The organism is Pedobacter cryotolerans (assembly GCF_005116475.1).
GTDB lineage: Bacteria > Bacteroidota > Bacteroidia > Sphingobacteriales > Sphingobacteriaceae > Pedobacter > Pedobacter cryotolerans.
Window position 1 is genome coordinate 363,159 of the sequence record NZ_SWBO01000001.1, and the last position, 21,337, is coordinate 384,495.

At 34.0% G+C, this 21,337-nt stretch carries 21 protein-coding genes; 7 read left to right on the forward strand and 14 right to left on the reverse strand.

All coding sequences use genetic code 11. The features are described from left to right. Positions 1–61: 61 nt before the first annotated feature. On the forward strand, positions 62–1,408 hold the full coding sequence (locus FA045_RS01675) for a Gfo/Idh/MocA family protein (protein ID WP_136873786.1): 1,347 nt from the start codon (positions 62–64) through the stop codon (positions 1,406–1,408). Between the two features lie 153 nt (positions 1,409–1,561). Here the strand turns inward: FA045_RS01675 and FA045_RS01680 are convergent, their stop codons facing one another. After that, positions 1,562–1,906, reverse strand: a complete 345-nt coding sequence (locus tag FA045_RS01680; RefSeq protein ID WP_136873788.1) for a hypothetical protein — start codon at positions 1,904–1,906, stop codon at positions 1,562–1,564. Positions 1,907–2,038: 132 nt separating this feature from the next. On the opposite strand from FA045_RS01680, the gene FA045_RS01685 reads away from it, so the two are divergent. The 3 genes from FA045_RS01685 to FA045_RS19010 all read left to right on the forward strand — a co-directional run bounded on the left by FA045_RS01685 (position 2,039) and on the right by FA045_RS19010 (position 3,208). Then, positions 2,039–2,572, forward strand: a complete 534-nt coding sequence (locus FA045_RS01685; protein ID WP_136873790.1) for a superoxide dismutase family protein — start codon at positions 2,039–2,041, stop codon at positions 2,570–2,572. A gap of 103 nt (positions 2,573–2,675) precedes the next feature. Next, positions 2,676–2,849 carry an ExbD/TolR family protein gene (locus tag FA045_RS19005; protein ID WP_225871236.1) on the forward strand — a complete coding sequence of 58 codons (174 nt, stop codon included), beginning with the start codon at positions 2,676–2,678 and terminating at the stop codon, positions 2,847–2,849. Between the two features lie 44 nt (positions 2,850–2,893). Further along, positions 2,894–3,208, forward strand: coding sequence for a hypothetical protein (locus FA045_RS19010; RefSeq protein WP_225871237.1), 315 nt, complete (start codon positions 2,894–2,896; stop codon positions 3,206–3,208). Positions 3,209–3,293: 85 nt separating this feature from the next. On the opposite strand, the gene FA045_RS01695 is transcribed toward FA045_RS19010, so the two are convergent. The 11 genes from FA045_RS01695 to FA045_RS01745 all read right to left on the reverse strand — a co-directional run bounded on the left by FA045_RS01695 (position 3,294) and on the right by FA045_RS01745 (position 13,861). Next, the gene (locus tag FA045_RS01695; protein WP_136873792.1) at positions 3,294–3,809 is read right to left on the reverse strand and encodes a hypothetical protein; all 516 of its coding nucleotides are present in this window, start codon (positions 3,807–3,809) and stop codon (positions 3,294–3,296) included. Between the two features lie 2 nt (positions 3,810–3,811). After that, the gene (locus FA045_RS01700) at positions 3,812–5,173 is read right to left on the reverse strand and encodes a hypothetical protein (protein ID WP_136873794.1); all 1,362 of its coding nucleotides are present in this window, start codon (positions 5,171–5,173) and stop codon (positions 3,812–3,814) included. Positions 5,174–5,486: 313 nt separating this feature from the next. Beyond that, on the reverse strand, positions 5,487–6,782 hold the full coding sequence (locus tag FA045_RS01705) for an inorganic phosphate transporter (RefSeq protein ID WP_136873796.1): 1,296 nt from the start codon (positions 6,780–6,782) through the stop codon (positions 5,487–5,489). Positions 6,783–6,791: 9 nt separating this feature from the next. After that, positions 6,792–7,433: a DUF47 domain-containing protein gene (locus FA045_RS01710; RefSeq protein ID WP_205943078.1), complete on the reverse strand. Its 642-nt coding sequence runs from the start codon at positions 7,431–7,433 to the stop codon at positions 6,792–6,794. Between the two features lie 375 nt (positions 7,434–7,808). Then, positions 7,809–8,834: a sensor histidine kinase gene (locus FA045_RS01715; RefSeq protein ID WP_136873800.1), complete on the reverse strand. Its 1,026-nt coding sequence runs from the start codon at positions 8,832–8,834 to the stop codon at positions 7,809–7,811. A gap of 58 nt (positions 8,835–8,892) precedes the next feature. Beyond that, positions 8,893–9,654 carry a TIGR03915 family putative DNA repair protein gene (locus FA045_RS01720; protein ID WP_136873802.1) on the reverse strand — a complete coding sequence of 254 codons (762 nt, stop codon included), beginning with the start codon at positions 9,652–9,654 and terminating at the stop codon, positions 8,893–8,895. Beyond that, on the reverse strand, positions 9,655–10,911 hold the full coding sequence (locus tag FA045_RS01725; protein WP_136873804.1) for a putative DNA modification/repair radical SAM protein: 1,257 nt from the start codon (positions 10,909–10,911) through the stop codon (positions 9,655–9,657). 89 nt (positions 10,912–11,000) lie between these two features. Further along, the gene (locus tag FA045_RS01730; protein ID WP_136873806.1) at positions 11,001–11,648 is read right to left on the reverse strand and encodes an HD domain-containing protein; all 648 of its coding nucleotides are present in this window, start codon (positions 11,646–11,648) and stop codon (positions 11,001–11,003) included. Between the two features lie 176 nt (positions 11,649–11,824). Beyond that, positions 11,825–12,085, reverse strand: a complete 261-nt coding sequence (locus FA045_RS01735) for a helix-turn-helix domain-containing protein (protein WP_136873808.1) — start codon at positions 12,083–12,085, stop codon at positions 11,825–11,827. Between the two features lie 106 nt (positions 12,086–12,191). Beyond that, positions 12,192–12,485 (reverse strand): hypothetical protein, encoded by a 294-nt coding sequence (locus tag FA045_RS01740; RefSeq protein WP_136873810.1) that lies wholly within the window; start codon positions 12,483–12,485, stop codon positions 12,192–12,194. A gap of 185 nt (positions 12,486–12,670) precedes the next feature. Then, positions 12,671–13,861: a THUMP domain-containing class I SAM-dependent RNA methyltransferase gene (locus FA045_RS01745; protein ID WP_136874392.1), complete on the reverse strand. Its 1,191-nt coding sequence runs from the start codon at positions 13,859–13,861 to the stop codon at positions 12,671–12,673. A gap of 501 nt (positions 13,862–14,362) precedes the next feature. Here FA045_RS01745 and FA045_RS01750 point away from each other — a divergent pair. The 3 genes from FA045_RS01750 (at position 14,363) to FA045_RS01760 (ending at position 17,426) form a co-directional block, all read left to right on the forward strand. After that, on the forward strand, positions 14,363–14,731 hold the full coding sequence (locus tag FA045_RS01750; RefSeq protein WP_136873812.1) for a DUF3127 domain-containing protein: 369 nt from the start codon (positions 14,363–14,365) through the stop codon (positions 14,729–14,731). A gap of 151 nt (positions 14,732–14,882) precedes the next feature. After that, positions 14,883–16,727, forward strand: a complete 1,845-nt coding sequence (locus FA045_RS01755) for a sensor histidine kinase (RefSeq protein WP_136873814.1) — start codon at positions 14,883–14,885, stop codon at positions 16,725–16,727. 3 nt (positions 16,728–16,730) lie between these two features. After that, the gene (locus tag FA045_RS01760) at positions 16,731–17,426 is read left to right on the forward strand and encodes a response regulator transcription factor (RefSeq protein ID WP_136873816.1); all 696 of its coding nucleotides are present in this window, start codon (positions 16,731–16,733) and stop codon (positions 17,424–17,426) included. Positions 17,427–17,520: 94 nt separating this feature from the next. Here FA045_RS01760 and FA045_RS01765 read toward each other — a convergent pair whose 3' ends face one another. Further along, positions 17,521–18,297 (reverse strand): GLPGLI family protein, encoded by a 777-nt coding sequence (locus FA045_RS01765; protein WP_225871238.1) that lies wholly within the window; start codon positions 18,295–18,297, stop codon positions 17,521–17,523. A gap of 17 nt (positions 18,298–18,314) precedes the next feature. Continuing rightward, positions 18,315–21,095: an outer membrane beta-barrel protein gene (locus FA045_RS01770; protein ID WP_136873819.1), complete on the reverse strand. Its 2,781-nt coding sequence runs from the start codon at positions 21,093–21,095 to the stop codon at positions 18,315–18,317. Between the last annotated feature and the right edge of the window lie 242 nt (positions 21,096–21,337).

Sequence of the window (21,337 nt, forward strand, 5' to 3'; positions counted from 1 at the left end):
ATACTGTTTAGTAAATGACATTATTTCTACCTTACATCATATTATTTAATTTAGATCACAAATGGAAAGAAGAAATTTTATCAAATCTGGGGCTTTAGCGGCTGCTGGTTTTACAATTTTACCTACTGGAACCTTATTTGCAAAAGACACTAAAAAAGTTAGACTTGGCTATATTGGCGTTGGCGCCAGAGGAATGAGTCATATTAGTGAAGGTTGCTTAAGAGAAGATGTAGAAATTGTTGCCATTTGTGATACACAAGAAAGTTCACTAAAGATTTGTAGAGAATTTATTGCAAAAAAGGGCAAGCCAGCTGCAAAAGAATATACTGGGAGCACCGATGCTTATAAAGAAATGATTGCCAGAAAAGATCTTGATGCGATCATTATATCTACACCTTGGCAATTTCATCATGCACAAGCCATCGATTCGATGAATGCTGGTAAATATGTAGGCTGCGAGGTAATTGCTGGATTAACGGTAAAAGAACATTGGGATATTGTAAATACTTCAGAAAAAACTGGAATGCCTTACATGACTTTAGAAAACGTTTGTTACCGTAGAGATGTAATGGCTGCATTAAACATGGTAAGACAAGGTTTGTTTGGAGAGCTTATTCATTTGGAGGGAGGTTATCAGCACGATTTACGCGAGGTTTTGTTTAACGATGGTAAAAAATATTATGGAGGCGGGGTAGAGTATGGGCCAAAAGCTTTAAGTGAAGCACAATGGAGAACACAGTTTAATATCGATCAGGATGGAGATTTGTACCCAACACATGGTGCCGGACCAATTATGCAATATGCAGATATCAATAGAGGCAATCGCTTTACTAATTTAGTTTCATTTAGTTCTAAAGCTAAAGGTTTAGCTAATTATGTAGAAAGTAAATCTCCTGGTCATCCAAACGCAAAGCTTAATTATAAAAATGGTGATGTTACCACTACATTAATTAATTGTGCCAATGGTGAAACAGTGATGTTATCTCACGATGTGCATTTGCCTCGCCCTTATTCTTTAGGGTTTAGAGTGCAAGGAACAAACGGAATTTGGATGGATGTAAATAAATCGGTTCATATAGAAGGTAAATCAAAAGCTCATGGATGGGATCCAGCTAAAGAGTGGTTCGAAAAATACGATCATCCACTTTGGAAAAAATATGAAAAGGAAGCAGTTAGTGCTGGGCATGGAGGTATGGATTGGTTTGTCTTTAACGCCTTCGTTTCGGCAGTAAAAGATAAAAAGCAAACTCCTATAGATGTTTACGATTCTGTAACCATGAGTGTAATTACACCACTTTCTACAAAATCATTAAAAGAGGGCAACAAACCTCAAGAGTTCCCAGATTTTACTAAAGGGAAATGGAAAGATAGAAAAAATATGTTTGCACTAGATGATAGTGGATATTAAGATTTGTTTTGTTTGAAAATGAGCCGATTTATCGGCCATTTTTATTTACAAGCTATTTTGTTTATCGTAAATTAAAAAGCACAGTAAATAAGCAACAGATCAATCAAACGTTTGTGTAATAAAAATGGCGCCATGTTAAAGCGCCATTTTAAGTTAAAAAAGTTCTTGTTCGCTTCTTTCAGCTACGGGAATTTTCTTTAAAAAATCATCAAATGATGATCCTAAATTGTCTGAATAAATACCGTAGGCATCCATCATATAGCCCGTATCTCCGTCCTTATCAATTGTTATATATACCACTGAACTATCTGCTGGGTCAGACATCCCTTCGAAACGGTAGGTTTTTACAATAGTTAAATCTTCTGGTTTGTAAATTTTGTTTAAAGTAGCCGACTGCATTTTTCCATGATCAGTCATTTTAATTTCGTTATCTTTTCCTTTCAGTCTTAATTTTTCTAAAATCTGACTTAAAGTATTCATTTCTACTGGCTGTTCCATAATATTAAAGGTTTATGTATTAAAAACAACTGCTAATTAAATTGGTTTTTAATTTCGTTTTAATATTGCTGAAACAATTAAAAACTAATGGTTTATAATGTTGTTGTTTTATTGAACTAAAAATTTAATGATATGAAAAAATACTTAATGTTTACCGGATTAGGATTAGCGTTTGCATTTGCTTCTTGTACAAGTTCAACTACTGATAAAGAAGTTGCTAAGGCTTCATTAAACGCAACTGAAAACAATGCTTCAATTGGTTCTGTTAAATTTTACAACTTAGCAGATGGCAAAATGAAAATGGATTTAGAAATTGAATATGCGGCAAAAGCTGATAGCACTGTAGCAGTTCATTTTCACGAGCATGGAGATTGCGGAAATATGGGCGAGAATGCGCATGGACATTGGAACCCAACTAATGAACCACATGGTAAATGGGGTGGAGCAAGTTATCATTCTGGAGATATTGGGAATATTCAATTAGATAATAAAGGAAAAGCAACTTTAAGCGTAACTACCGATAGATGGAATATAACTGAAGGCGATGTGAATAGCATTATTGGTAGAGGAATTATTGTGCATGGCGGTACAGATGATTATACTACACAACCAACAGGTAATTCTGGGCCAAGAGTTGGCTGCGGCGTTATTGAGGCTTCTAAATAGATTTTTACAACCGAAAACCAAGGGGATTGTCAGCTACAGCTGGTCAATCCCTTTTTTATGTAATTTGAATTGAAAGTGCATCATGTTTAAAAACCTAAACAAGATGGCAGAATTAAACATTTCTCCGAGCGGCAAGGCCGTTAAGGGAAGAACCCAGAGACCACTTCCAAAAGTAGATTTAACCGCAATGGTTGATCTAGCATTTTTACTCATCACTTTTTTTATGTTGACTACTTCTCTCTCGAAGATGAAAGCCTGGATATTGCAAAGCCTGTAGCTGCTGAGCCACCAATTTTTGCAGATTATCCCGCCTCAAGAACCATGACCATCCTTTTAGGCAAAAATAGCCAAGCAGTTTATTACATGGGCGAAACTGAAAAAGCAGTAATGAAAATAGTGGATTTGAAAACGATTAAGACGGCAATTTTAGCTAACAAGCTGATGGTAGAAAAAACACATTCAACTCCAATATCCAAACAAATGTTGGTTGTCATCAAACCTACGGGTACTTCTAAATATAAAAACTTTGTAGCTATAGTTGATGAAATGAATATTACCAATATTCAGTCTTACGCGATTGATGATAAATATATTAACGATAAGGAAAAGGAGTTTATGAAGGGGAAAGGGATTTGAAATGAGCATATCTCCAAAAATTAGGGGACACGCTCATTAATTATTTCTGCTGATATTAGTGTTGAAAGTTATAATTTGACAAGAACTACTTTATTTGTGAAAATGGATTAATTTCTGGCTTTAGTAGTATGATATTTTTCTTTTTATTGAGGAGGTTAGTAGGAAATAATTCAGCAAACCCTTCCAGAAAGCCATTATCTAAATTAATATTCTTCTCGCCCATTCTTATATACAAAATAGGTAGTATCACAATACTATTGGCATACTCCGTGATAGGTTTAAAAGTTTTTAATTCTTGTGTAGGTTCTTTTTTGAGTTCAAAATACTGATTTAGCTTTGTTGTAACTATAGCTGTATCTATAGCACCATCGTTATTGATGCTTATACTAATTAACACTAATTGAGCATAGCCCTTGGGAGCTTCAATAAGTTTATCAAAGTTAATAGCATTAATCATTGATTTGACAGCAAAAACCCTAAAGTATTCGTTCTTATTAAGTTTGCTATTCGCTAATGATAAATCCAATAAAATGTTATCGGTAACTTTTTGCGCCTTACTTTGAGTTGAAAATAATAGCAATAGGATGATTAAATATTTCATAATTAATTACAATAAGTGCCTGAACGATCCAATAGATTGTTTTTGTTTTTATGTTTGCGATTGATTTCTACAATTTCTTCACGCTGATCATCAGTTATTTTAGTGTCGTCATTATAAAATGGTGTATCTTGAAGACCACCCCAGGCTAAACCCCATGCTTCTGGGTCGGACAGATTTGGGTAATTTAATTTTAACGCACCCGTCATTAAAATAATGTATTTTTCAGCCATATCTTGGTGTTCATCATGTGGTATTAGAAACATTCCTGTAGAGTTTTTTGGATAGGTTGCTTCTAAATAAGCATGTAATATTTCATGGTAGATTGTTGATAAAATATACTCCTTTGAAGAAACATTTGGCAGGTTTTGATTGATGGTTATTACCCAAGAAACATTGCCATCCTTTCTACACCAACCATCATCTGTTCCAGTATTTCCTTCAATAAATTGAAGATCTAAACCACCATATTCATTAGAAGTGCCAAATGTTTTATTAAGCATTGCTCCTATTGTTGTATTTGCTTGCTTACCAATTGTAACACCTTCTTTTATACAAGGGGTGGTAGTACTGTCAGTAACACTTCTTTTAGGAGGACAATCCGTCAATCCGGTAGTACCACCAATACAAGTTTGGCAATCCTCGTTCCATGTAGCTGTGCCATTAACTACCTTATTACAATCAATGGTATAAGAATAATCTGTAGGGCTAGTGCCACCTCCACCCCCACCGTTTTTCAGTGTTATATCATTATTAGTATTGCCATCGCTATTGCCAAAACAATAGGTTTCGGAGCCAATAATTTGCGGATAATCCATCACATATCCATAATGGTTTATTGTAATGCAATATAGGCTTCTGGCAAAAGCTATTTTTCTGTAAGTAATTGCGTTATTTGAATAGATAGGTAGCATATCTCCATCAGCACCAAAAGCAAAACCCTGTTTAAATTTCCCGTTCCAATCTTCAATGGCAATAGTGCCAACAAATTTATTGCCCCTCGTTTTTTCGTCAGGTATAACTGTTACCCATTCTACTTGTAGTTCTTGTAGTTTATTTTTATAAATCATCAAATAACTACTTTTCTCTAAACTATTAAATGTCTTGTCATTTTCTGGTTTCAGCAACATTTCATAGTCATACTTAATAGGCACAATTACAGCCTCTCCAATAGATATTTTTTTGATAGTCGCTTTATCCCACAACGGTATTTTATTAAGCGAGTGCCTCACATTGTTGTCATTTAATTTTGGCAGGTTTACAGTTTCATTTTCAAAAAAGCTACGGGCTTCGGTAATTAATTCTGTTTTTGTAAGCGGTAAATTTTGTCTGTCTTTTCTGCAAGAATTAATGAGCAGTAAAGCCATAGCAATGCTTAAAATTAAGCAAAGGTTAAATTTTTTGAGGGGGGGGGGTAAAATGTTTCTTCATAGTTGAGTTTGTTGGTTAGATTAAATAATATTAATCAAAACATAACAGAACTGCAAATTTTTTTTCCGCGTGGGTTTTAAAAGATTAGTTATGTGAGTTTAGTAATTCAAAGTTTTCTTCTCACCGCATTATTAGATTTTGTATCGGCTTAGGATGGCCAATCGAGTTGGCAATGACGAAAGTATAACAAACTAAAAACCCTCCAAAACTTTCGCTTTGGAGGGTTCAATTATCTTTTCAAAAATATCCTTATCCCAACAACGGATTAAGTATCCAATACACTATAGCAGCTAACAAAGCCGATACAGGAATAGTTAACACCCAAGCCCAAATTAATTTAACTGTTACTCCCCATTTTACAGCAGAAACACCTTTAGTTAAACCAGAACCAATAATTGATCCTGTAATGGTGTGTGTTGTACTAACCGGAATTTTTAAATGCTCAGTAAAATATAAAGTTAAAGCACCAGCAGTTTCCGCAGTTACACCCTCAAAAGGTGTAACTTTGGTGATTTTTGAGCCCATGGTTTTTACAATTTTCCAACCACCACTTAATGTACCAGCAGCAATAGCGCTATAACAAGCTAATGGGATCCAGCCAGGCATTTGACCTGCAAATTCTTCGCCATTTGGCCCTTTAGATGGTAAAACCACATGTAACCAACTTGGTAACGATTCCATGTTAACACCACTTGTATGTATGTAAACCACAACTGCTGCGGCAATAATTCCCATTACTTTTTGTGAATCATTACCACCATGCCCTAAGCTAAATGATGCAGAAGATAATAGTTGCATTTTTCTAAGCCATTGTGTTGACTGAGATAAATTTAAACTGCTAAAAATTAAACAGAAAAAACTAATAGATAAAACAATAAATCCAACTAAAAGCCATTTAATGTTGTGCGATTCTAGCATCACACTCCAAAACTGCGAGTCGAAACGAGGATTTTTTATTTCATTATAAAACAACATTTGTTCGGTAATAAACCATACCGTACCAATTATTAATAAAGAAGAAAAAACCTTTGGCCAAATGCTCTTTTTTGCCGAGTGTAATAGCCAAATAGATATTCCGTATGATACAATAGCCCCAATTACAGGCGCTAAAACAATAAAACCAACAATAACCAAAACACCTGTTGGCATATCTCCAGCTTTACCCTCTTTGTACCAGTTAACCACATTAAAACCAGCATGTGCAATTGCAGCGCCAGCAAAACCACCAATTAAAGTATGCGATGAGCTTGATGGAATACCAAACCACCACGTTAATAAATTCCAGGCAATTGCCGCGATAATACCTGCTAAAATTACAGTTAAGTTTATTTCCATGGTATTGGCAGTTTTTGCAACTGTATCTGCAACACCAAAACCAAAAACCCAATAAGCTAAAAAGTTAAAAAATGCTGCCCAAACCACAGCCTGAAAAGGGGTTAAAACCTTAGTTGCAACAATGGTAGCAATTGCATTAGCCGCATCATGAAAACCATTTATGTAATCAAATACTAAAGCTAAACCAATAATAACAAGAAGTAAAGTCATGTGTTAAGCTTAAGCGTTTTTAACCAAAATAGATTCCAAAACATTCGCTGCATCCTCACATTTGTCGGTTGCAATTTCAAGCGTTTGTAAAACTTCTTTTTGTTTAATTAATTCTATAGCGTTTGTTTCAAATTCAAATAAACGGGCAATAGCTAAATTACAAACGTAATCTGCTTGGTTTTCTGCACTATTAATTCTCACACAGGCATCAGCAATTACACGGATGTTTTTAAAGCTTCTCAATTCTTTAATTGCCTTCTCTAAATCGCTACACATTTCTACTAGAAGTTCTGCTAATTTCACCATTGCATCGCCAATATTAGTTACTTGGTAAAGCTCAATATTACCCGCCGATGCATGAATATAATCTGCAATATCATCAATAGCAGAAGCTAAAGTATGTATGTCTTCTCTATCAAAAGGAGTAATAAAATTCTTGCTTAACTCAATAAAAATGGTGTGGGTAATGTCATCACCAACATGTTCAAGGCGTTCAACTTCTTTAATCGCTTCTTTTCTGCGTTCTAAATCTGTAGTGGTAACAACAACCAACAAAGCCTCGGCAATTTTTAAAACATTGCTCCCAGCCTGTTCAAATAAAGGTTGAAATTTTTTGTCTTTAGGTGTAAAGAAGGTAAATATACTATTCATCTTAATTTAAATATGTTGCAAAGCTACAACCTCAATGTTAAGTTAATGTTAAGTTATAAATATAATAGCAGTAGTTAATATAGATTAGTTTTTTGTAGAAAAACAAAGTCACTATCTCGTAGCAATAGCAGTCCCGCCATTAATTCCAATCTTTTTGGTGGTTAATTAAAGTTTGTCAATAAACAGGAGAGTATTGCAAGCAATTATCGTAAGATCATTTTGGCAAAATAAAAAGTATTTTCATACTGTCGGGTTTATATTTTAAAGCTAGTAGTTTTTGGCTTCATCAAACAAGCGCTTTAAAAAAACCTGAGTTTCTTTAACTTAATTCAAGCCTACATTTTATCAAAAATTTTAAAAACTACCTATATTAATTTAGCTACTTTTTTGCAATGTAAATGCGAATGTTGTGCCAATATTTGGCGTGCTCCGTACAGAAATGGTTTGCTCATGTGCTTCTAAAATATGTTTTACAATCGCTAATCCTAAACCTGTTCCTCCTTCTTGTCTGCTTCTGTGCGAATCAATTCTATAAAAACGTTCAAATAATCGAGGTAAATGCTTTTCTTCAATACCAATACCGTCATCGGTAACTTCAATTAAAAACTGATCATGTAATTCGAAAATCTTTATTGCCGTAGAGCCATTTTCATTGCCATATTTGATAGAGTTCTGCATCAGGTTAATCATTATTTGCCTAATTTTTTCTCTATCAGCAGAAACGAACGTTGGTGCTGTATATTTATCCTTAAATGATAATTTTATTTTATGACTAGTGGCCCGATCTTCTAAATTTTCCATTACTTCTTTTGCCAATAAAACAAAATCAAATTTTGTATAGTTAATTGGCATTTCTCCAGTTTCCAATTTCGAGATTGCATCCAAATCATTAATCAAATAACTTAATCTTTCTACATTGTTGGCCGCTTTTTTTAAAAACTTAACCGCCATATCTGGGTCGTCAACTATACAATCTTGCAAAGTTTCTACATAACCCTGTATAGCAAAGAGTGGTGTTTTAAACTCATGAGATACATTTGATAAAAATTCTCTTCTAAATTGTTCCTGCTTTTTTAGCAAATCAATTTCTCTTTTCTTTGCTCCAGCCCATTCTTTAACCTCTTGTTCCACATCATTTATTGGATCAGAACTTACGTATTCTCCTAAAGCTTCTTTTAAATCTTTTCCAAGTTTTAAATTGTGGATTAGTTTATAAATGAGCTTAATTTTAGTATAAATGTATTTTTCGAAAAGATAATAAAACACCAAAAAACTGGTAATAAAAGAAATACCAAACGATACTAAAAGATAATACCAACTGTGTTGAAAATAGAAATTTACTATGCCTATGGAAAGTCCTACGGCAAGTGCGGTAATTAAAACGAGTACACTAAGCTTCATGAAGCTAATTTACAGTTTCTAAGTTAAGAAATTGTTAAGCTATTTAAATTACCAAAAGCTAACTTAACTGTTTTTCAGTTAAATACTTCCAATAGCGTTTTGGTACATGTTGTACATGTAATTTAGTGTTTTTTCTTGATTCTATATTTGTGCTTTTAAAATAATCTTTCCATAAATTCGCATACATTTCTTCGGTGCCGTTTAATTGTTGTACAGTTGGCTGTTTTAAATTTTTTGCATTCAATTCTATCGTAATTTCGGTTACCGAAAGTAAATCATAAAATAACCCATAACGCCTCTTTAAATCATAAATAATCCATTGTTGGTCGGCATATCTATCTTTAAAATGTTTTACAATTAAAGGTAAAACATTAAAATCTGGATCAATGCCGCAATAAAACATGCCATCAGCCGTATGCTGAAAACGGATAAAAGCTTCCATTCTATGTTTTTCTCTTTCAACTTTGGTAGCAATTTGTGCTATTGCTAAAACATGTTCGTTTCCAAAATTTTTTTCCGCACCTGCGGGATGATTGAAAATGTAATTGGAAAACTGAAAAAGTGAATTAAAAATTTCTGGTAGTTCTGATAGGTAGGCACAATAAAATCTTCTGCGCCATTGTTTATCTAAACGTTTTTGCAGGCCATTCCAAACTCGGTCTGCTTTTGCCCTGTTGTTTACAATCTTTAAACTTTCTGTAAAAGCATCTGGCTGAAATACTTTCTCTGTTTGAAGTAATACTGTTTTAGGTTTTCGCTCAAAATACTCGAAAACAGCCGTTAATAAGCCCTCTAAACTTCCATCAAAAACGTAAATCATTTAAAAAAGTATCAGTTGGTTGTTATCTGTTTTAAGATATTTGCTATTGCTTTCTGCTAAAATAAAACCTTTAATTTGGGTAGCCTGATAATCTTTTAACTGAAATGGAGTATCTGCACATTTAATAAAATGTTTGGCTCTATTATAAGAAATGCCAATGTTTTTAAGTTGATAAATATGTAGTTTTCCAAATTTGCGAGCTTGTACAATTTTATTAGCCGAGCCTACGCCAATACCTGGTACTCGTAAAATCATTCGATAATCTGCCGTATTAATATCAATTGGAAAGTGTTGTAGGTTTCGCAGTGCCCAACTTAATTTCGGATCTATGTCTATATCCAAATGTGGATTGGCATCGTTTAATAATTCTCTGACATTAAAGCCATAAAAACGCATTAGCCAATCTGTTTGGTACAATCTGTTTTCACGTAATAAAGGCGGTTGTGTACCTAAAACTGGCATTCGAGTATCATTACTTATCGGTATGTAACCAGAATAATAAACTCTTCTTAGCGCAAAACTTTTATAAAACCGATCTGCAGTATACATAATGTCTTTATCAGTTTCTGGTGTTGCGCCAATCACCATTTGGGTACTTTGCCCCGCTGGTACAAATTTAGGTACACTCTTAATCAGCTTTTTCTCATCTTTAAATTGCACCACTTGGTTTTGAACAAAATCTAACGATCTGATCACCTCTCCATGTGTTTTTTCTGGAGCTAAAAGTTTTAACCCACTTTCAGTTGGCATTTCTAAGTTGATACTCATTCTGTCAGCATACAAACCAGCTTCTTTAATTAACTCATCACTAGCTCCCGGTATGGTTTTTAAATGAATATATCCGTTATAATTTTCTTCTAATCGTAGCTTTTTTACCACTCTTAAAAGCCTTTCCATTGTAAAATCAGCATTTTTAAAAATGCCAGAGCTTAAAAATAAACCTTCAATATAGTTTCGGCGGTAAAAGTTCATGGTTAATTCTACCACTTCATCCACCGTAAAGGCCGCTCGCTCTATATCGTTACTTTTTCGAGATACGCAATAAGCACAATCGAATATACAATGGTTAGTCAAAAGAATTTTTAAGAGCGAAACGCAACGGCCATCTTCGGTATAAGTATGGCAAATACCAGATGAGTGTCCATTTCCAACGCCTTTATTTGTATTTTTTCTATCGCTACCGCTTGATGAGCAAGAAACATCATACTTTGCAGCATCGGCTAGGATATTTAATTTTTCTCTTAAATGCTCAGACATAGCTTTTTATTTACTAACAAAAATAGTAAATAAAACTAATTATATTAGTTTTTCTTAATTAAAACTTAAAGCTTTTTAGAGTATAGAAACTATTTTTCCCCATCCCATTCTGCATAAAACTGATCTAAATAATCGAGCATAAATTGATGGCGTTGAGCAGCCATTGCTTTTCCCGCTTCGGTTTTCATTAAATCTTTAAGCAACAATAATTTTTCGTAAAAATGGTTTAGCGTTGGAGCAGTTGTATTTTTGTATTCTTCTTTGCTCATATTTAAATTAACCGAAATTGCAGGGTCGTACAAAACTCTATTTTTATAACCTCCATAAGTAAAGGCTCTAGCAATGCCAATGGCGCCAATTGCATCTAATCGGTCTGCATCTTGCACAATATCAAGTTCTTTAGATTTAAATGTGATTGTTCCTAAACTTGCTTTATAAGACAAATTTCTTATAATTTCTTGCACATGATGGATGATATCGTCACCCAATCCAATACTTTTTAAAAAATCACCAGCTTTCTTTGGGCCGATTTCTTCATCGCCATTATTAAATTTACTATCAGCAATATCATGTAAAAGTGCAGCTAAGGCAACCACTAATTCATCTCCTTTTTCTGCCGCATTAATGGTTTGTGCGGTTTTATAAACACGCTCAATATGAAACCAATCATGCCCTGTTTCGGCATTGGCAAGTGTTATTTTAACAAAGTTGATGGTTTGATCGATGATGTTTTGCATGCAAATAAATTTAGTGCTGCAAGTTATCTCGAAATAATTTAAAAAAGGACTTTTGTTGAAATTAAGCTAGGGCTTTTGTGCAATTTCATTAATTAAAGATTATAAATACGTTGGCGGGGACGCCAACGTTAGAATCTCTTTAGTTGGTGCCTCCGCCAATGCTTAACTTAATTACTTTAGGCGCTTGTGCCTAGCTTACTTATGAAATTATTTTTATCAAAATAAAGTAATTCCATTACCTGTACTTCTAAAATTAGTGCGATATGAAACAACCGATCTAAAGTTATCTTGCTGTAACCAAGCTCTATTTTGCTATAGGCATTTTGGGAAATTTCTAATTTTGCAGCCAGATAATCTTGCGTATAATTTCTAAACTCCCTCACTTTTCTGATATTGGAGGCTACCTCCTTCATCTCCAATTTTAATTTTTCTTTCATTGAATCATAGGTTGATTTCTGATTCTATAAACGAAATTTATTACCGAAAGGTTTTAACGCATTGTTAACTAGTTAGATTAATCAGTTAAATTTTTTAACTATAGGTTTAATATAGTCCCCATTCATCCTCTAAATCGTCTTTTTCGAAGTGGCTAAACCATATTTTAAAAAGCACTTTAAATTGGTCCATTTCTTTAACAACAATAGCTGCATCTACTTCTCTACAGTTTTCAAATAGGGCGGTGGCTTTAATTTGTGTTTCTAATTCTCTGGCATTCGTTCTAATTGTCGATGCGTTTTCCATTCTTAAAATGTACATATCACCACCTTCAGCGCCAACAATTTTAGGGCAGAGCATCATGGCATTTTGCATAATCAGCTCTTTGCTCATATCGGCCATTTCTCCTGTTAAGGTTTCACAAAATAGCGCAGTATATTTATAAACTTGCCTTGCTTGTTCGTATAAATTTTTTGCCCTTTCTATTTTCGGATTGTTCTTCCATTCTTCGCCTTCATCTTCCTCACCTCTTAAAATTTAAAAGCATCCCAGCTTGGCATGTGGTTCATGTCATCAAAATCTTTCATTTAATCTCTAGATTTTGGTCGGTCTTCTTCAGCTCTTCTTGTACCATCATACAATTCGTACTCCAAAAGCCTACAGTCTAACTTGCCATTATAAAACTCAATTTTTTTGTCTGCTTTTAGCCCTATTTTTTTAGCCAAATCTGGGTTTCCAGTAAAAATATAGCCGAAATAACCCTTGCAGTTTTTCTTCATAAAATCGCCAATACGCTTGTAGGTAAGCTCTAATTTGCTGTGAACACCTAAACGCTCACCATATTCTGGATTAAAAACCACCACGCCTTTGCCGCCTTCTGGTACTGGGGTTTCTTCAAAATCGCAAACTTCAAAAGTAATTAAAGTATCAACGCCAGCGGTTTTAGCATTTCGGCGGGTTACTTCAACCGCATCTTCACTAATATCTGATGCAATGATTTGTAAATCCACGTTTTTGATTACTTGGTCCTTCAATATTCTTCGTTCTGCAAAAAACACCTCTTCATCATAACCTAAAATATGCATAAAACCATAATTCATGCGGTATAACCCTGGTCGGCGATTGGTTGCTAATAAAGCAGCTTCAATTGCTAAAGTTCCCGAACCACACATTGGGTTTACAAATGGCGATTTCTGATCCCATTGTGTAGCCATTATTGTGCTGGTAGCCAAAGCCTCCAACATTGGTGCCTTTCCTGGTATTTTGCGGTAACCATGTTTAGCCAAAGTTTCGCCACTAGTATCTAGAAATACATCGGCTTCGTCATCTTTCCAATATAAATGCACCACGGTTTTGTTGGCATCAGAGCCAGAATTTGGTCTAATGTTTTTCTTTTCTCTAAATCGATCTACAATGGCATCTTTTACTTTTAAATTGGCAAAAAGTGGTGTGGTAATGGTTGGGTTATCTACATTCGAGGTAACCGAAAAATAGCCTGCAAAATCTATCAATTCTTCCCATTCCATGGCAACCAAGTTGTTGTACAACTCATCGGGTGTGTTGGCTTTAAAACTGTTAATGCAATATAAAATCTGACTAGCACACCTCAAATTCAGGTTTAATTTTATACACTCGGTTAAGGTTATATTTAACTCAACTCCTGTTGGAAAAGCCCTAACAATTTCATAGCCTAAAGCCGTAACTTCATCTTGTAAATAAGGCGACAGCCTTTTATTGCAGGTAATAATTACCTTGCTTTTGGTTTCGAAAACTTGCATCATATCAATGGCAAAGTTACCAATTATTTACACTTAAATATTTGTTTTTTAGCAGCGCAAAACTCCTATAAATAACCGCGTTTGTTCCCGTGTTGCGCTTGTACGCCTGCCTGCCGGCAGGCAGGCTTCGCGGCGTAGCTACGCAACTTGCTGCAGGGTACCGCTGCACCCGGGGCTAAAAACTTAAATTCGTGCTTTTTTGCCAAGTAGTACCCACCGTTAAATCTAAACCTGATGGACGCGGAAATATTTTTTTAACCCTCGTAGGTTTCAAAAACCTACGAGGGTTGATAAAAAAAATGATTGTAGCAAACAGCAGGACTGGAGCCCGCCATTTTTACTGAACCTCCATTTTCAAATCAATTTAAAATATGAAGGTAGAAGTTTCGTTAAATTAAAATTGCTTAACTATTAGCTGTGTGGAAAACTTGCTGTTTTTACATGCAGAAAAAACGAATTATATTTTAGAGATTTGAATGAGTAACAAATATTAGTATTGAAATGGAAATTAAAGGCAAGGTACACGAAATAGGTGCATTACAACAAGTAAGCGAAACGTTTAAAAAACGTGATTTAATTATAGAATACGCAGAAAACCCTACTTATCCTGAATATATCAGATTTGAGGCTTTACAAGATAAAACAGCGTTGTTTGATGTGTTAAAACCTGGCGATGAGGTTGAAGTTTCTTTCAATTTACGCGGTAGACCATGGACAAACAAAGAAGGTGTAACTTCATATTTTAACAGTTTGGTGGTTTGGAGATTAACCCAATTAACTAATGTTGCGGCTGCTCCTGCTTCACCAGCTTATGCTGCTCCTGTAGATTTAAATAAGCAAGCGGGTGAGGAAGATGATCTTCCTTTCTAAGATCTTTTTTTAAGACAACAAATTTTAATAAAGCCGCCCCGAAATATCGGGACGGCTTTTTTTGTGTTTAACTATTTGTACTATACTGTGTTAAAAATTGTTAAAACAACAGTTAATTGCTTATTAATGGTTTATTTTTGAATAGTTTATAATGAAAAAGAAAAGCCTCTGGTTAATTACCGCTTTAATGACACTCGCTTTATTGGGTGTTTTTGTAATGCAGCTGTATTACATTAAGGAGTCTTATAAACTTAAATCTCAGCTTTTTGAACAAAATGTAAACCAGGCTTTAAATGCTGTGGTAAATAAAGTTCAGAAGCGGAATGTTGCCAAACACATCAACAAAAAAGATGATGAGTTTAAAGCACAAAAAGAAAATGGTATCCGTAGTCAAATGGATACTATTGTTGCGTTTAGGGTTAAATTTAAAGAAAATGAAAATCTTAGGAAATATAGACAGCAGCAGCAAATAATCAATTACTTAAATTCGCAAGATAGCATCATTAGAAGCAATTATTTACAGCCTCAAATAATTTCTGAAGAAACCTTTAAACTCTACAATAATCCTAATACTGATTATGCAAGTAAGCCAACTTTAGATGTGGTTGATGTTAGAGATCCGTTAACGGGTAAATTATTGGGCAGAAGGGTTAATCCGCGTAAAGTAAAAACTCCTCAGCTACAAATGGATAATTTACCAGATACCATAAGATATTTGGTGTATAGTATGGTTGATGGCATGCCTTTATTTATTTCTTTGCCAAGTACTGAGCCCGATTTAATTTCGAAATTTAAAGTTGAGGACGCCAAAGCCAAACTTAAATATGAGATGCAGCTAAGCCGTTTATATGCAGATACGGTGGTTGTTCTCAATGAGAATATAAATTTAGTACGTGATGTAGCAAAGGAAATGAATAACAGCGATTTGCCATTAGCTCAACGTGTGCCTGATATAGAAAGCTTAGATACACTAATTAAAGCAGAATTGTTAAGTCGAGGTATAACTTTAGCCTATGATTTTTTAATAACATCTGTAAAAAATACCAATAATGTAATTTATAGAAGAGTTTCTAATTCTAACATTGACCCAATTGCAGAAAATACTTATTCCCATGTGCTGTTTAGCAATGATGTGGCAGCTAAAGATCCTGGGATGATTTATTTGCGATTGCCGAATAAAAATGCAGCTATTTTTAGCAATATGTTTGTCACCTTGGCATCGTCTGTAGGTTTGCTTTTGGTGCTGATTTCTATTTTTGCTTATACCATATATGCCATCATCCGCCAGAAAAAACTTTCAGAAATGAAAACGGATTTTATCAATAACATGACCCATGAATTTAAAACTCCTGTAGCAACTATTATGATTGCGAGCGAGGCTTTAAAAGACCCAGAAGTTGTAGAAGATAAGAGCAGAATTAGTCGTTTGGCGAATATTATTTATGATGAAAACGTTCGCTTAGGTAATCACATTGAAAGAGTTTTAAGTGTAGCCAGGTTAGAACGTAAAGAAATTAAGTTAGAATTTGCTGCTGTAAATGTGAACGATTTAGTTACCGCTGTGGTTGATAGCATGGGATTACAGCTGCAAAAGCGAAATGCAGCAGTAACTTTAAATTTAGATGCCACTCAAGATTTGATTATGGCAGATGAATTGCACCTATCTAACGTAATTTATAATTTAATTGATAACGCCAACAAATACAGTTTAGATTCGCCACATATTGATATTGCAACTAGCAATAGAGGTAAAAACCTAATTATTGAAGTTGCTGATAAAGGAATTGGAATGACTAAAGAACAAACCAAACGAATTTTTGATCAGTTTTATAGAGTGCCTACAGGTAATTTACACGATGTAAAAGGTTTTGGCTTAGGTTTAAACTATGTTCGCGATATTGTTGCCGAAATGGATGGTACGATAAAGGTAAATAGCGAAAAAGATAAAGGAACTACATTTGAGATTAGCTTGCCAATTAAACACACCAATAATTAATTTATGAAGAAGATTTTATTAGTTGAAGACGATCCGAATTTGGGTTTATTGTTGCAAGATTACCTGCAATTGAAAGGTAAGTTTGATGTGGTTTTGTGTACCGATGGTGAGGAAGGTTTAAGAGCTTTTAGCAAGCACAGTTTCGATATTTGCATTTTAGATGTAATGATGCCTAAAAAGGATGGTTTTACTTTAGGCAAAGACATTAGAAAGATTAACCAAAATGTGCCCATTATTTTTGCAACTGCAAAAGCAATGATGGAAGATAAGGCATCGGCCTATGACTTGGGCGGCGATGATTACATTACCAAACCTTTTAGAATTGAAGAGTTGTTGTTGCGTATAAATGCTTTGCTTAAACGCGTTACCAGCAACGATACTACTCAGAATGAACCTGCTCAAACTCAGTTTCAAATTGGTAAATATAATTTTGATTATACAACACAATTAATTCATTTTGAAGGTAAACAACAAAAGCTTTCTACTAAAGAAGCTGAACTGTTACAATTGCTTTGCTTAAAGAAAAATACTGTTTTAACCAGAGAAGAAGCTTTGTTAAGCATCTGGCATGATGACAATTATTTTAACGGTCGTAGTATGGATGTTTTTTTAAGCAAGCTTAGAAAATACTTAAAGGAAGACCCTAAGGTTGAAATTTTAAATGTACACGGCAAAGGTTATAAGTTGTTGGTAAACTAGTTCAGTTTTCATTTTGCAATTTTCAGTTGGCTGTTTAAAAAGCATAAAAAAACTCGTGCTGTGCGACACGAGTTAATCAGAGAGCTTGTATATTTTAAAGTAAGAAAGCCTTCAGTGCATCTTGTCCCCATTCTCCCCAATCTTTTGTAGCGGCTTTTAACATGGTGCTTAGTTGTTTGCTATTTACAGGTTTGCCTTTTGTAGGTGCCTTTAACTGTTTTTCATCTGTAACTGGTGTATCAGTAACTGCAGTGGCAAACCATGTAACATGTTCATAAGGTAAGGCAACACCTAAAATCATTCCAGGTAATCCAGTAAAAGCTTCTGGTCCACCAGAAACGGGAATTTCATCTGTATAAAATGCCACTACATAAATCGAGTCCATAATTAAGGCATTTGCTCTTCTGCAATCGTAGCCAGCAATGTTTCTAAATTCGTCTGTTATTTTCCAGTTAATTTTACGAGTACTGTCTGATAATAGATAAGTTTCGTCAAATACTTTCTTTTGAGCGATACTAGTTGCTGCAGCGGTATTAGTAGCTATGATATTGTTCTGATGTGAAGTTTCGAAATCAAAAAAGTTATTCGTAATTAACTCTTCGCTAGTTGGTTTAAATAAGGTTTGCTCTTTTGAAAAAGTTAAAGAACTTTTGAGTATTTTAAATTGTGGATTTTTCTTTTGATAATCTTCTTCAGCCTGCACATAATAACTGCGTGTTGGGTTACGTTTAACCTGCTCTTTAATCAATGCATACATGTTTACCCTTTTTTCAAATTCTATTACGCCCTGCGTTGCGAAGCGGGTATTTTGAGCAAAACTTGATTGAGTGAATAGCAACAAGCAAGCAATTGTAATTTGTTTTATTTTCATCTCCATTTCTTGTAGAATTATTTTTTTGAAGGTCCCATTTTATTAAAATCCCAAGCAACTGAAAACATAAAATAGCGTTTGATATTATTAAAAGTTGTTTGGGTAATTGTGTTGCCTCCAGCAAACCTACTAAAACCTCTATTTTGGTTTAAAATATCATTACCAGAAAGCGTAAACTTTAAATTGTCTCCTTTAAAAAAGGTTTTAATAATGCTGGTGTTAATAATGGTTTGCTCAAAACTTTCATCAAAGGACGCGGTACCAGCATTGTAAGTGTAATTAGCATCGGCACTAATTTGAAACTTAGCAGGAAGAAAAATTCTAACAGAGCCATAGCCATTTGTAGCTAAACCATTACTATTAATTTGCTGGTTTAATGATGATTGTTGCGTTCTATAACTTGGCCCAAACCGAAGGTTAAAACTAAACTTTTTTTCCTTGTATTTATACAATCCAGCCATAAAGCCATAACTACTACTCTCAGTTTTGTTTAATACACCATTTACGAAGTTGTAAGAAGTATTACCATCAGTATTGATTTCAAATCCAATATTGATGTCTAATTTTTTAATTTTTCTACCAAAATCTATAAACATGTAGTAATTATAAGGTGTTTTACCATCGAGATTGATGAACTGAAATTCAGATTTTCCTGTATTATTATCGAAATTGGTGTTATTTACAATTTGATTATTGATAAAATTAACACTTGCATAAGCATATATAGATTGATCTGAAATGACTTTATACGAATTAAAATTGATATTGAAGTTGTTGTTATAAGATGGTTTCAGGTTAGGGTTTCCGATAGGAATATTTAATAAATCATCATTTACTTTAACCGGTTGTAATTGTGTTACATTAGGTTGAGTTGTTCGTCCATTATAAGAAACGGAGAATGATTTATACTGCGTAAACTTATATTGATATCTAGCTTGAGGCATCCAATTCACAAAACTTCTCTTATATCTTATGTTATTGTATTGATCAAACTGATCAAAACCAATGTGGTTTACTTTTAAGCCACCATTAAGCACGGTATTAGTTCCTTTAAAACTCAAAATTGCACCACCTTGATTTGAGAGTTGATCTGTTTTAAAGTTATTACTAAACTCATTGTCTAATACGTTATAATTACTAGGCGATGAAGTGTTGAAAGATTTACGGTCCGCTGTTGAATTGTTTAAGCTAAAACCATAGTTAAAAACTACTGAAAGTTTTTTACTTAAAGGTTCTGTAAATGTTGCGTTTGTGCCAAATAACGAGCTTTTTATAGTATTTGTTTTAAACTGATCGGTTAAAATACTTTCTCTTATTGAACCATCTGTATTAAATGCTTCGTTTAGAGAGTATAAAAAACCTTCGCTATTTTTTTCATTGATGTTTCCAATAATGTTAATGGAATAATTTCTACCCAGTTTTTTTAATCTTTTGGTGTACAATCCTGATAGGGTAAAAATCTGTTCGTTGCCTTCATTGTTGTTCGTCCTAAGCTCTGTATTTAATAAACTGTTATCACCTCTGGTACCAATGGTAGAAAATTCGCTCTGTGTTTCGTTGTTTTTAAGAGTACCATCTGCCATTATTTTTAAATTACTTGTACTATCTAACTTAATTTGATAGGTTGCATCTAACTTTTGTCTAAAAATATAATTCTCAGTTAATTGATCGTTGTTGCGGTTAACAATGTTATCAGGGATATTTTGTTGGCTCAATATATTCTTATTGATATCAACTTTTAAAGAGCCAATTTTATAATTTGTATTGATAGATTCCTTGTCTTTATTCCACTTGGTTTCATAGTGAGCACCACCGTTGTAGGCTAGCGGAATACCTTCTCCATTGTACCTTCCTCCCCATGAGTCTATTTCATCGCGTGTGCCACCGCCACCCTCCATAAATTCAATATTTGCAGTACCGCCACCATATTTATCGCTATCTTCCCAACTTAAACCTGTTTTACCTGTATTACTTGTAGTGCCGTAAACCGATATTTTTTCTTTACCTCTAAATTTGTTAAATAACAGTTGTGCGGAGTAAAAATCGTCTGTAGCGCACCCAATATCTACTTTTCCGAAGTATCCATTTTTTGAATCTTCTTTAAGCTTTATGTTTAGGGTAGTTGTTTTTTGTCCATCATCTACACCAGTAAATGCAGCCTGATCGCTAGATTTTTCGAAGAGTTGAACCTTATCAACCATATCAGCACGCAAATTTTTGGTAACTAAAGTGGGGTCGTCTCCAAAAAATTCTTCTCCATCAACCAAAACTTTCGATACGGTTTTGCCTTGTGCAGTAATTTTACCATCGTTGTCTACCTTTAAGCCTGGAAATTTTTTCAGTAAATCTTCTACCTTATCATTAGGTTGTATGGTGTAACTACCTGCATTAAATTCAGTAGTGTCTCCGTTAATTTTTATGGCCGCTGCTCTTCCTTTAATAATTACTTCATTTAACAATCGTGCTTTTGATTTCATATTAATTTGCTTAAAATCAAAGCTAGTTTTTGAAGAGTCTAGTGTAAATTTCGATACAAAATCTGCATATTCTGGGTAAGTAAGCAAAAGGATGAAATCTCCTTTACGCAATGAGTTAAGCTCAAAATTTCCATTTTGAGCTGCTCTTGTAAATTTTACCAAAGTAGAATCTTTAGCGTTTAAAATGCTAATGGTTGCGTAATGCAACTTGCTGTTGTTAGCGGTGTCTGCAACAACCCCTTTAACCGAATAGGGATTTTGCGCAAAAAGAGAGCTAAAAAAGCATAAGGATAGCAAAGTGGCCAGGCTTATAGTTTTCATTTAATTTTGTTTGTTTGGTTAGCACAATATATAACTAAATCTTTAATACTAAAAATTTAGTTGATGAAATTTAACATATAATAACATTATTTAACAATTAAGAATTTTTTTAAAGCAGAGTTAAATGATAAAATAAATATTCAATTAATAGGCTGATAAATAATTGATTATAGTGATTACGCCTAATTTTTTAGTTATAGAACTTAGTATTTTTATTTTATCAGTTAGCTAAAAAACGTATC